The sequence below is a fragment of the Streptomyces sp. SCL15-4 genome (genome assembly GCF_033366695.1).
Lineage (GTDB): Bacteria > Actinomycetota > Actinomycetes > Streptomycetales > Streptomycetaceae > Streptomyces.
Map to the genome: position 1 here is coordinate 1,381,241 of NZ_JAOBTQ010000001.1, position 11,623 is coordinate 1,392,863.

General features: G+C 75.1%; 8 protein-coding genes. 4 read left to right on the top strand and 4 right to left on the bottom strand.

Features of this window, described 5'->3' with window-relative positions; all coding sequences use genetic code 11:
• Window positions 1-89 precede the first annotated feature (89 nt).
• The 4 genes from SCK26_RS05680 to SCK26_RS05695 all read right to left on the bottom strand — a co-directional run bounded on the left by SCK26_RS05680 (window position 90) and on the right by SCK26_RS05695 (window position 6,394).
• Window positions 90-1,982 (bottom strand): ABC transporter ATP-binding protein, encoded by a 1,893-nt coding sequence (locus tag SCK26_RS05680; protein ID WP_318205925.1) that lies wholly within the window; start codon window positions 1,980-1,982, stop codon window positions 90-92.
• A 352-nt stretch (window positions 1,983-2,334) separates the two neighbouring features.
• Window positions 2,335-3,567, bottom strand: a complete 1,233-nt coding sequence (locus SCK26_RS05685; RefSeq protein ID WP_318200159.1) for an NAD(P)/FAD-dependent oxidoreductase — start codon at window positions 3,565-3,567, stop codon at window positions 2,335-2,337.
• Complete coding sequence (locus SCK26_RS05690; RefSeq protein WP_318200160.1) at window positions 3,564-4,967, bottom strand: FAD-dependent oxidoreductase; 1,404 nt, start codon at window positions 4,965-4,967, stop codon at window positions 3,564-3,566. Before SCK26_RS05690 ends, SCK26_RS05685 begins: the two co-directional genes overlap by 4 nt.
• Window positions 4,964-6,394, bottom strand: coding sequence for an FGGY family carbohydrate kinase (locus SCK26_RS05695; protein WP_318200161.1), 1,431 nt, complete (start codon window positions 6,392-6,394; stop codon window positions 4,964-4,966). Before SCK26_RS05695 ends, SCK26_RS05690 begins: the two co-directional genes overlap by 4 nt.
• A gap of 273 nt (window positions 6,395-6,667) precedes the next feature.
• On the opposite strand from SCK26_RS05695, the gene SCK26_RS05700 reads away from it, so the two are divergent.
• The 4 genes from SCK26_RS05700 (at window position 6,668) to SCK26_RS05715 (ending at window position 11,617) form a co-directional block, all read left to right on the top strand.
• Complete coding sequence (locus SCK26_RS05700; RefSeq protein ID WP_318200162.1) at window positions 6,668-7,654, top strand: hypothetical protein; 987 nt, start codon at window positions 6,668-6,670, stop codon at window positions 7,652-7,654.
• Between the two features lie 43 nt (window positions 7,655-7,697).
• On the top strand, window positions 7,698-9,257 hold the full coding sequence (locus SCK26_RS05705) for an amino acid permease (RefSeq protein ID WP_318200163.1): 1,560 nt from the start codon (window positions 7,698-7,700) through the stop codon (window positions 9,255-9,257).
• A gap of 187 nt (window positions 9,258-9,444) precedes the next feature.
• On the top strand, window positions 9,445-10,536 hold the full coding sequence (locus tag SCK26_RS05710; protein ID WP_318200164.1) for a mechanosensitive ion channel family protein: 1,092 nt from the start codon (window positions 9,445-9,447) through the stop codon (window positions 10,534-10,536).
• A 649-nt stretch (window positions 10,537-11,185) separates the two neighbouring features.
• Entirely contained in the window at window positions 11,186-11,617 is a 432-nt protein-coding gene (locus SCK26_RS05715) for a DUF4186 domain-containing protein (RefSeq protein ID WP_318200165.1), read from the top strand.
• The last annotated feature ends 6 nt before the right edge of the window (window positions 11,618-11,623 follow it).

The following is an 11,623-nucleotide window of genomic DNA, read 5'->3' on the forward strand; positions in this document are numbered from 1 at the left end:
CCGGACGGACGATGCTGCCGTCCCCACCGCGTATCCAGTCGCCTCCGCCTCACACGTCCCGGCACCCGTCCGGCGGGTCCCGGTACCGCTCAGCCGGCCGGCGGCGCCACCGCCGCCGCCGGTTCGTCGCGGGTCGCGAACTGCGTGCGGTGCAGCTCGGCGTAGCGGCCGCCGGCCGCCAGCAGGTCCTCGTGGGTGCCGCGTTCCACGATGCGACCGGACTCCACGACGAGGATCTGGTCGGCGGCGCGGACGGTGGACAGGCGGTGGGCGATGACGACGGCGGTGCGGCCCTCCAGTGCCTCGGTGAGCGCCTCCTGCACGGCCGCCTCGGAGGTGTTGTCCAGGTGGGCGGTGGCCTCGTCCAGGATGACGACCCGCTGCCGGGCCAGCAGCAGCCGGGCGATGGTCATGCGCTGGCGTTCGCCGCCGGAGAGCCGGTAGCCGCGCTCGCCGACGACCGTGTCCAGGCCCTCGGGCAGGGACCGTACGACGTCGGCGAGACGGGCCCGGCCGAGGGCGTCCCAGAGGTCGTCGTCGGTGGCGTCGGGCCGGGCGAGCAGCAGGTTGGCGCGGACGGTGTCGTGGAAGAGGTGGCCGTCCTGGGTGACCATGCCGACGGTGGCGCGCAGGGAGGCGAAGCTCAGGTCGCGCACGTCGACGCCGCCGACGCGGACCGCTCCGGCGTCGGCGTCGTACAGGCGCGGCAGGAGCTGGGCGATGGTGGACTTGCCGGCGCCGGAGGAGCCGACGAGGGCGACGGTCTGTCCGGGTTCGGCGCGGAAGGAGACGCCGTGCAGCACCTCGGTGCCGCCGCGGGTGTCGAGGGCGGCGACCTCCTCCAGGGAGGCGAGGGAGACCTGGTCGGCGGACGGGTAGGCGAAGCGGACGGCGTCGAACTCGACGGCGGCCGGGCCCTCGGGGACCTCGCGGGCGTCCGGCTTCTCCTCGATGAGGGGCTTGAGGTCCAGCACCTCGAAGACCCGCTCGAAGCTGACGAGCGCGCTCATCACCTCGACCCGGGCCCCGGCGAGCGCGGTCAGCGGGGCGTACAGCCGGGTCAGCAGCAGGGCGAGGGAGACGACGGCGCCGGGCTCCAGGGTGTCGTGCAGGGCGAACCAGCCGCCGAGGCCGTAGACGAGGGCCAGGGCGAGGGCGGAGACCAGGGTGAGGGAGGTGATGAAGACGGACTGGGCGGTGGCGGTGCGCACGCCGATGTCCCGGACGCGGGCGGCGCGGGCGGCGAACTGGGCCGACTCCTCCTCCGGGCGGCCGAACAGCTTGACCAGGGTGGCGCCGGGGGCGGAGAACCGCTCGGTCATCCGGGTGCCCATGGCCGCGTTCAGCGCCGCCGCCTCGCGCTGCATCCGGGCCATCCGGCCGCCCATGCGGCGGGCCGGCAGCACGAACACCGGTAGCAGCACCAGCGCGAGCAGCGTGATCTGCCAGGACAGGGTGAGCATGACGGCGAGCGTGAGCAGCAGCGTGACCAGGTTGCTGACCACGCCGGACAGGGTGGAGGCGAAGGCCCGCTGGGCGCCGATCACGTCGTTGTTGAGACGGCTGACCAGCGCTCCCGTACGGGTACGTGTGAAGAACGCGACGGGCATGCGCTGCACATGATCGAACACGGCCGTTCTGAGATCGAGGATGAGTCCCTCCCCGAGCGTCGACGACAGGCGCCGGCCGAGGATGCCGAGCCCGGCCTCCGCGAGCGCGACCAGCGCGATGAGCAGGGAGAGGCGGACGACACCGGCGGAGTCGTGCCCCGCCACGATCGCGTCGACGACGCGTCCGGCGAGTACGGGGGTGGCGACCGCGAGCAGTGCGGTCGCCACCCCGATCAGGATGAACCGGACGATACCGGCACGGTGTGGGCGGGCGAAGGCGGCGATCCTGCGCAGCGTGGCGCGGGCGAACGGGCGACGCTCGGACTGCGCGTTCATGACGCTGTGCAGCTGCGTCCAGGCGGTGGTCTCCATGCTCATGCCGACGACGGTACGACCTCAAGCATCCTTGAGGTCAAGGTCCGCGGTTCCTCACCCCCGGTTCGGGCGGCGCGGCCGTCCCCGGATGCCGTGACGTCCGCCCGCCGTGTCCCCGTCCGCCGGGTGCCGCGCCTGGTACCGCTCGCGCCGGTCGCCGTGGCCGCCGCATGGCACCGCGTCATGCTCGCCGAGGGGTTCGGCCGGTTGCGCTCCGCGTCCCGGCGGTGGCTGCTCGCCGCGGCCGGCGCCACCTGGCCGACCCGGGTGGCCGCGGCCGTGGCCCGGCAGGGCGCGGTGCTCCGGCCGCCGCCGAAGGGCCGGCTGCCGGTCATCCGGTTCGCCGTGCTCAGCCGGTGCTCACCCGCACCGGGCCGCCCCCCGGGTCGACGCGGTCGTGCCAGCGGGCGGTGAGGGTCAGGGCGCGGTGCGGCACGGCGGCGCCCGGGCCGAGCCGTGCGCGGTGCAGGAGGCGGCCGTCCTGGCGGACGTACAGGACCGGGCGGGACAGCGGTGCGCCGGTGCGCAGGAGGTGGTGCTCGGGCGGAGTGCCGGGGGTGACGCGGTTGGGGGTGATCCGGCGCAGCGGCGCCGACACCAGGACGGGCACCCCGGGGCCGGGCCAGGGGGCGCCCGCCAGGTGGTCCAGGACCGCGCGGGCCGCCCGGGCGCCCTCCAGGGCCGCGGTACGGGCGGGCTCCACGGCGTGCAGCAGGCTGCCGGCGGCGAAGACGCCGGGGCGGGAGGTGTGCCAGGCGCCGTCGGTCGCGGGGCCGCGGGTGCCGGGATCGAGGACGAGGCCGCCGCGCCGGGCCAGTTCGTGGTCGGGCACGAAGTCGCCGGTGAACACCACGGTGTCGCAGGGCAGGACCGTCGTACGGCCGTCCCGGTGGCGGACCCGGACGCCGGACAGCCGGCCGCGGCCGAGGAGTTCGGTGATCGTGGCGGAGGTCAGCAGCGGGATGCCGCGGTACAGCCGGGCCGCCTGGGCGCGGGCGCGGCCGGTGCGGGCGCGCGGGTCTTCCGTGACCAGGGCGACGACCTCGGCGCCGGCCGCGCGCAGGGTGCCGGCCGCCGCGTAGGAGACGTCCTCGGCGCCGGCCACGACGGCGCGGGTGCCGATGTGCTGTCCGTACAGGTGGACGGCCTGCTGGAGTTCGCCGGTGGTGTAGACGCCGGCGGGGCGGGTGCCGGGCACCAGGCGGGCGGCGCGGGGGCGTTCGCGGGCGCCGGTGGCGAGGACGACGGCCCGGGCCGCGACGGTCTCCGGTCCGCCGGGGCCGACGGTGCCGAGCACGGCGTGTCCGGACGCCCAGTCCAGCGCCGTCACGCCGGTGCGCAGGGTGGCGCCGGCCCGTTCGGCGGCCTCGGTGAGCAGCCGGGCGTAGCGCGGGCCGGTGAGCGGGCGGGTCCAGGTGCCGAAGCCGCCGTGGGCGCAGTGCCGGGGCACCCCGCCGGGTGCGGTCTCCCGCTCCAGCACCTCCACCCGGCCGGCGCCGGCGGCGGCCAGCCGCGCGGCGGCGGCGAGCCCGGCGGGGCCGGCGCCGACGACGAGGACGTCCACGTGCCGTGCGGCCGTCATGATCCGGTCCCCCGTTCGAACAGCTCGCGGACCGCCGCCCCGCAGTAGAAGCCCTGGCAGCGGCCGGCCCGGGCGCGGGTGCGGCGGCGCAGGCCCTCCAGGCCGCGCGGCGGGATGGTACTGGCGAGGGCGTCGCGGATCTCGCCGCGGGAGACGCGCTCGCAGTGGCAGACCAGGGTGCCGTACTCGGGGTCGGCGGCGATCAGGTCGGCCCGCTGGTAGGGGCGCGGGAAGGCCTCGCCGAGGTTGGGCACGGTCACCGGCTCGGGTTCGCGTACCGGGCCGAGGTCGAGCCCGGTGCCGGCCAGCAGGCCGGTGACGTGGGCGGCGATGGCCATGGAGGCGGTCAGGCCGGTGGAGCGGATGCCGCCGACGGTGACGTACGCCTGCCCGGGGTGCGCGGTGATGCGGTAGTCCTCGTGCCCGGTGGCCGCGCGCAGCCCGGCGTAGACGGCGGTGACCTCCTCCTCCACCAGGGCGGGCAGGACGCGCCGGCCCTTCTCCCGCAGGGCCGCGAGACCGTCGGCGGTGGAGCCGGTGGCGTGCTTGTCGTCCAGGTCCTCGGCGGTGGGGCCGAGCAGGACGTTGCCGTAGACGGTGGGCGCGACCAGGACGCCCTTGCCGAGGGCGGTCGGCACGGGCAGCAGGATGTGCCGCACCAGGGAGCGGGCGAACTTGTCGTAGACCAGGAGCTGGCCGCGGCGCGGCGTGACGGTGAAGTCGTCGTGGCCCAGGGCGCGGTCCAGGGTGTCGGCGTGCAGTCCGGCCGCGTTGACCAGGTGGCGGGCGTACAGGGTGCCCCGGCTGGTGGTCAGCCGGTGCCCGCCGTCCCAGCCCGCCTCGCGTACGGCGGTGTTCAGGTGCAGGTCGGCGCCGGCGCGGACCGCCTGGGTGGCGTAGGCCAGGGTGGTCGTCCAGGGGCAGACGACGCTCTCGCCGGGGACGTGCAGGGCACCGAGCGCGCCGGGGCCGAGGTGCGGCTCGCGGGCGTACAGCTCCTCGGGGCCGAGCAGGCCGGTGTCGTGGCAGCCGTTGCGCGCGGCCTTCTCCGCCAGCCGGGGCAGCGCGGCGAGCTGCTCCGCGTCCCAGGCGACCAGCAGGGCGCCGGTCCGCTCGACGGGGATGCCGGTCCGGGCGGCGTAGGCGCCGAGCAGGGTGTGGCCCTCGTGGACCAGCCGGGCCTCCAGGGTGCCGGGGGTCGCGTCGAAACCGGTGTGCAGGATGGCGGTGTTGGCCTTGGAGGTGCCCTGGCCGACGTCGTCCTGGGCCTCGATCAGGGCGATGCGCAGCCGGGGGTGGCGGGCGAGTTCGCGGGCGATGGCGCAGCCGACCACGCCGGCGCCGACGACCGCCACGTCGTACGGCGTCGCCGGGAGCGCGCCCGCCGCGGTGACGGTCACGAGCCGAGGAGGGCGGCGACGGCGGTGCGGAAACCGGCGCGGCGTTCGGCGGCCTGGTCGGCCGGGATGCGGGGCTCGTACACGGCGGCGGGCCGCCAGCCGGGCAGGGCGTCCTCCACGCGCAGGCCGGGCTGCGCGCCGATGCGGGCCAGGGTGGCGGCGCCGAGTGCGGTGGCATCGGGCAGCGCGGACACCTCGACGGGGCGTTGCAGCAGGTCGGCCTGGGTCTGCATGAGCAGCGCGGAGCGGGTGAGGCCGCCGTCGACGCGGAGCGTGTCCGCCGGCGCGCCCAGGTCTTCGGCGGCGGCCTCGGCCAGCTCGGCGACCTGGGCGGCGATGCCCTCGCACAGCGCGCGCACCAGGTGTCCGGCGGTGGTGTCGAGGCCGAGCCCGGTCAGCGAGCCGCGCAGGTCACCGCGCCACCAGGGGGCGGCGAGCCCGGCGAGGGCGGGGACGAAGGTGACCCCGCCGCTGTCGGGGACGGTGCCGCCGACCGGGTCGAGGTCGGCGGCGCAGGAGAGGACGCCGAGGCCGGTGAGCCAGCCGACGGCGGAGGCGGCCGTGTACACCTGGCCGTCCAGGCAGTAGCCGGGGTGTCCGGCGAGCCGCCAGGCGACGCAGGAGACCAGGCCGGACGGGCCGCGCCGGGGCCGGTCGCCGGTGTGCGCGAGCAGGAACGCCCCGGTGCCGTAGGTGCACTTGACGGCGCCGGGGCCGGTGATCCGCTGGGCGAGGAGGGCCGCCTGCTGGTCCACGATCAGGGCGGTGAGCGGGATCTCGGGGCCGAAGGCCGTGGTGGTGCCGACCGGTCCGGCGTTGTCGGCGACCTCGGGCAGGCGCTCGCCGGCCAGGCCGTAGAGGTCGAGGGCGCGCGGGGACCACTCGGTGCGGTCCAGGTCCAGCAGCTGGGTGCGGCCGGCGGTGGCGGCGTCGGTGGCGAAGGCGCCGGTGAGGCGGTGCACCAGCCAGGCGTCGGAGGTGGTGACGACGCCGTCGCGGGTGAGGTGGCGGCGGATCCAGGCCATCTTGGGCGCGGCGAAGTACGGATCGAGGGGAAGCCCGGTCAGCTGCCGCAGCTCCTCCGCGTGATCGGCGAGTTCCGCGCAGACTCGCTCGGCGCGCCGGTCCTGCCAGACCAGCGCGTCGGTGAGCGGGCGGCCGGTGGCCGGGTCCCAGGCGAGGACGGTCTCGCCCTGGTTGGCGAGGCCGAGCGCGACGACGTCCTCGCCGGCCTCGGCGAGCGCGCGCCGGCCGGCCTCGACCACCGAGTCGTACAGCTCGCCCGGGTCCGCCTCGACCAGGCCGCCGGGCAGATGACGCGGGCGGACCTCGGCGAAGCCGGTGCCGAGGACACCGCGTTCGGGGCAGACGACGAGCGCCTTGGTGCCGGAGGTGCCCTGGTCGACGGCGAGCACCGGCCCCGTCATCGCGCGTCCCCCGCACCGGACCTGAAGATCACCGCGCCAGCCTGCCGTCGCGGCGGGCCCGGCGTCAAGCTCTTGCGGCCGGATGACCGGCGCCGTCGCGGGATACCTGCCGATATGTCAACTGCCCTTGCGAGATGGTTGACTTGGCAACAATAGATAGGTCGAACAAGTCGCCTCTATAGTGACCGCCGACCACGCGAGACCGCATTCACCACCGCCCAGGGGAGGGCTGTTGCCACGTCAGGTGCGCCGGCGGCCGGGGGCCGGCGGCTGATGGCCAGAGACGGAGTCCGCCCCTCCTACGACCCCGCCGGACCCGACCACGCGCTGCGGGCCGCGCTCCAGGAGCTGCGCACCGGCCGCTGGATGGCCATGCGCGCCCTGCTGGCGGAGACCACACAGTGGTGGCGGTGGACGCAGCGCACCCAGGTGCTGGCCACCGCCGCGGCCGGCACCGACGTGGTGCGGGCCTGGCTCGCCGAGGAGCCGGACAGCGTGCACGCGGCGGTGATGCACGCCCGGGTCGGCGTGGAGCGGGCGCTGCGGGCCCGGCGGGAACGGCACCGGCGCACCCACGAGTTGTGGATCGAGGCGTGGGACGCGGCCCAGACCGCCACCGCGGCCGCGCCCCGGGACCCGGTGCCCTGGGTGTGCCTGCTGGCGCTGGCCCAGCTCGACCCGGAGCAGCGCTGGGAGGAGCACCGGACCGCGCCGCCGGAGCCGATGCTGCCGCCGGGCCCCTGGGTGCTGCTGGCCGAGGCCGGCCGGCGCGACCCGTTCAACCGCGAGGCCCACCACCGGATGCTGCAGTTCCTGTATGTGCGCGGCGGTTCGGGACGGCTGGCGGAGGCGTCCGGGTACGCGCAGTGGGCGGCGGGCCAGGCGCCGCCCGGCTCGGCGCTGCACCTGCTGCCGCTGTACGTGCGGGTGGAGCGCTACCGCCGGGACAGCGGGCACGACGCGGCGCTGGACCTGCACTGGGTGGCGGAGGAAGCGGCCCGGGAGGCGCGGCGGGCGCTGGACTCCTGGTTCGACCGGACGCGGCCGGACGAGCGCGCGCTGCCGGACCTCAACCATCTGGCCCACGCGCTGTGGGGCTCCCACCAGTTTCCGGCCGCGGCCCGGGTCTTCGAGGCGATCGGCCCCTACTTCACGCCGCCGCCCTGGATGTACCGCACCCGGGACCGGGACCGCGCGGTGGAGGTCTTCGCACAGGCCCGGGACCGCTGCCGGGCCGCCGTGGAGGACCGCCGCCCCTGAACATCCCGCACGCGCACGTCAGTTCGACAACCGTTCGGCAACCATGACCCCGGAGGTCCCCCGCGTGTCCCCCACCCCCGAACCCTCGCCCGTGCCCTCCCCGGGGCTGCCGCAGCAGGACGAGGAGCAGCGCCTGCGCGAACTCGGCTACCGGCCGGTGCTGGCCCGCCGGATGGGCGGTTTCGGCAACTTCGCGATCAGCTTCTCGGTGATCTCGATCCTGTCCGGCTGCATGACCCTGTACGGCTTCGGCCTGAACACCGGCGGCCCGGCCGTGATGCTGTGGGGCTGGGCCGGCGTCGGCCTGTTCGTGCTCTGCGTCGGCCTCGCGCTCGCCGAGGTGACCAGCGCCTATCCGACCTCCGGCGCCCTGTACTACATGGCGGACCGGCTCGGCGGCCGGCGCTGGGGCTGGTACACGGGCTGGCTGAACCTGCTCGGCCTGCTCGGCGCGATCGCCGGCATCGACTACGGCGCCGCCCTGTTCGCCGGGGCGTTCGCCAACCTCCAGTGGGGCTTCGTGCCGACGCCCGGCAGGACCATGCTGATCTTCTGCGCCATCCTGCTGCTGCACGCGGTGCTGAACCTGTTCGGCGTGCGCCTGGTCAGCCTGCTGAACTCGGTCAGCGTGTGGTGGCACCTGGCGGGCGTGGCGCTGATCGTGGGCGCGCTGGTGATCGTGCCGGACCACCACCAGTCGGCGTCCTTCGTGTTCACCGAGTTCGTCGACAACACCGGCTGGGACAACCCGCTGTACGTGGCGGCGATCGGCCTGCTGCTCGCGCAGTACACCTTCTCCGGGTACGACGCCTCCGCCCATCTGTCGGAGGAGACCGCGCACGCCTCGGTGGCCGCCTCCCGGGGCATCGTCCGCGCCATCTGGGTGTCCTGGCTCGCGGGCTTCGTGCTGCTGGCCGGACTGACCTTCGCCATCCAGGACTACGACGCCACGCGCACCACCGACACCGGTGTGCCGCCCGCCCAGATCATGCTGGACGGTCTCGGCACCGACGGCGCCAGCGCGCTGCTCCTGGTCGTGATCGTCGCCCAGCTGTTCTGCGGGAACGCCGAGGTCGCCGCGGCCAGCCGGATGGTGTTCGCGTTCAGCCGGGACGGCGCGCTGCCCGGCTCGCACCTGTGGCGCAAGGTGAGCGGCCGCACCCAGACCCCGGTCGCCGCGGTCTGGCTGTCCGTGGCCGTGGCCTGCGTGCTCGCGCTGCCGTCGCTGTACTCGGCGACGGCGTACAACGCGGTGACCGCCATCAACGTCATCGGCATCACCCCGGCCTACGCCATCCCCGTCTTCCTGCGGCTGCGCGCGGGCGACCGCTTCCGGCCGGGGCCGTGGCACCTGGGCCGCTGGAGCAGACCCGTGGGCTGGATCGCGGTCGTGTGGGTGGCGTGCGTGACCGTCCTGTTCTGCCTGCCGCAGGCGTCGCCGGTCACGGTGGACACGATGAACTACGCCTCCGTCGCCCTCGGCGCGGTCCTGGTCCTCGCCACCGTCTGGTGGTTCGTCGCCCGCCGGTCGTACGGCACCCCGACCTCCGCCGCCTACGGCAGCGACCGTGACCAGGCGGAACTCGCGGAGGGCATCGTCTGAGCGGCCGTCCGGCGGCGCCGCTCCGGTGGCGAACCGGCGTGCGGGATGCGGCAGGATGAACGAACGCGCCGGTTCCCGGAGTTCCTCCGGCCGGCGCGGTCGCACATCCCGGACATCGAGCAGGTGACAACGTGACGAGACTTCACAACCGGCCTCCCGCAGCCGCCCGGCGCCCCGGAGGTGACCGGTGAACCGCACGCTGACCCTGGACGACCTCGTCCTCGCCGGAATCGCCCTGGCGGCGGGCCTGACACTCGCCTTCATGTCACGCACCCTGCTGCGCTGGCTGGCGAAGCACGCCAAGCGGACCCGCTGGAGCGGGGACGACGTGATCGTGGACGCGCTGCGCTCGGTCGTCCCGTGGGCGGCCATCGCGGGCGGCGCGGCGGCGGCCGCGGCGGTGCTGCCGCTCACCGGAGCCGTCCAGCACCACATCGACCAGGTGCTCCAGGTCTGGGTGATCGCCGTGGTGACCTTCTCCGCGGCCCGGGTCATCGCCGGCCTGGTCCGCTCGGTCACCCAGTCCCGCTCGGGAGTGGCGGGCTCGGCGACCATCTTCGTCAACATCACCCGGGTGCTGGTGCTGGCCATCGGCTTCCTGGTGGTGCTGCAGACCCTCGGCATCTCCATAGCGCCGCTGCTCACCGCCTTGGGCGTGGGCGGTCTGGCCGTCGCGCTGGCCCTGCAGGACACGCTCGCCAACCTCTTCGCGGGCATCCACATCCTCGCCTCCAAGACCGTCCAGCCGGGCGACTACATCCGGCTGAGCAGCGGCGAGGAGGGCTATGTCGTCGACATCAACTGGCGCCAGACGACGGTCCGCCAGCTCTCCAACAACCTGGTGGTCATCCCCAACGGCCAGCTCGCCAAGGCCAACATGACCAACTACACCCGGCCCGAGCAGGAGCTGACCGTGCTGGTGCAGGTCGGGGTGGGCTACGACTCCGACCTGGAGCACGTGGAGCGGGTGACGGCGGAGGTGGTCACCGAGGTGATGCGGGACGTCACGGGCGCCGTCCCCGACCACGAGCCCGCCATCCGCTTCCACACCTTCGGCGACTCCCGGATCGGCTTCACGGTGATCCTCGGCGTGGGCGAGTTCAGCGACCAGTACCGGATCAAGCACGAGTTCATCAAGCGCCTGCACCGCCGCTACCGCGCCGAGGGCATCCGCATCCCGGCCCCCACCCGCACGGTGGCGCTCCAGCAGGGCGCGGCGATCATCCCGCAGCAGCGCAACGGCGAGGACGCGGTCTCGGGAACCCCGGCGACCGAGTAACCCGACGACCGAGCGGAACCAACGGCGCCCGACAGCCCCGCCCGGCCGATCGGGCCTGCGGCGATGGGGGGCGCCATGGGTCGGGAGGCGGGGGGCCGGGGGGCCATGGGGGTGGGAGGCCCGTGGGGGGGGTGGCGGAGGAACGCCGGAGGTCGCGGCGGAAGGCCGCAGGCCGGTCGAGAGGGCCGGTCGGAGGCCCGGCAACGGGCCACGGTAAGGCCGCAGGGACGGACGGAGGGCCGCAGGGGCCCGCGCTGGAAGACCGCCAACGGGCCCGGCGAAAGGCCACAGGGGGTCGCAACAGGCCGGACGGAAGGCCGACGGGAGGCCACAGGGCGCCAAGCGGAAGGCCACAGGCCGGGCGGAGGACCGCCGGCCCGGGTGGAAGGCCGCAGTCCATCTGGAGAGCCACAAGGCGGGTGGACGAACGCCGGCCCGGGTGGAGGACCGCGACAAGCCGGGCGGAGGCCACAGGCCGGGCAGAAGGCCGCAGCCCGTCTGGAGAGCCGCAAGGCGGAGTGGAGGACCGCCGATCGGGGCGGAGGCCGAGCCGGGCCCTGGGCCACAAGTCGACGCGGAGGCCGAGCCGGGCCGGGCCGTGGGCCACAGCCCGACGCAGAGGAGCGTAGAGGTCGTACGCTCGGTAGGCGTGGACTTTGTCGCTGATGACCCCCGCGCGCTCGACCGGCGGCTGGACGCGCTCGCGCGGCAGCCGTTCCGGGCGCGGTTCCGTCTGCGCGGGCGGGAGCTGGCGACCGCCGGGCTGAAGGGGCCGGCGACCCTGCGGTGGCACGCCTACGACCTGGTCGCCGAGCGGCTGGCGCCGGCCCGGCCGCGCAAGGACGGCCGGCAGACGCCGTACCGCGGCCATCCGGTGTTCGTGGCCCAGCACGCGACCGCCACCTGCTGCCGGAGCTGTCTGGAGCGCTGGCACGGCATCCCCAAGGGACGCGAGCTGACTCGCGTCGAACATGTGTACGTAGTAGAGGTGATCTGCCGCTGGATCGCGCGCGAGACGGCGGACGGCGGAATTTCCGGGCCGGACCCCTGTCGAGCGGACGCCGATCACGAGATATCTTGATGTCGA

Bases quoted from the DNA above. Each gene is read 5' to 3' on its own strand.
- SCK26_RS05680 (WP_318205925.1), bottom strand. From the start codon at position 1,982: ATGGAGACCACCGCCTGGACGCAGCTGCACAGCGTCATGAACGCGCAG.
- SCK26_RS05685 (WP_318200159.1), bottom strand. From the start codon at position 3,567: ATGACGGCCGCACGGCACGTGGACGTCCTCGTCGTCGGCGCCGGCCCC.
- SCK26_RS05695 (WP_318200161.1), bottom strand. From the start codon at position 6,394: ATGACGGGGCCGGTGCTCGCCGTCGACCAGGGCACCTCCGGCACCAAG.
- SCK26_RS05700 (WP_318200162.1), top strand. From the start codon at position 6,668: ATGGCCAGAGACGGAGTCCGCCCCTCCTACGACCCCGCCGGACCCGAC.
- SCK26_RS05705 (WP_318200163.1), top strand. From the start codon at position 7,698: ATGACCCCGGAGGTCCCCCGCGTGTCCCCCACCCCCGAACCCTCGCCC.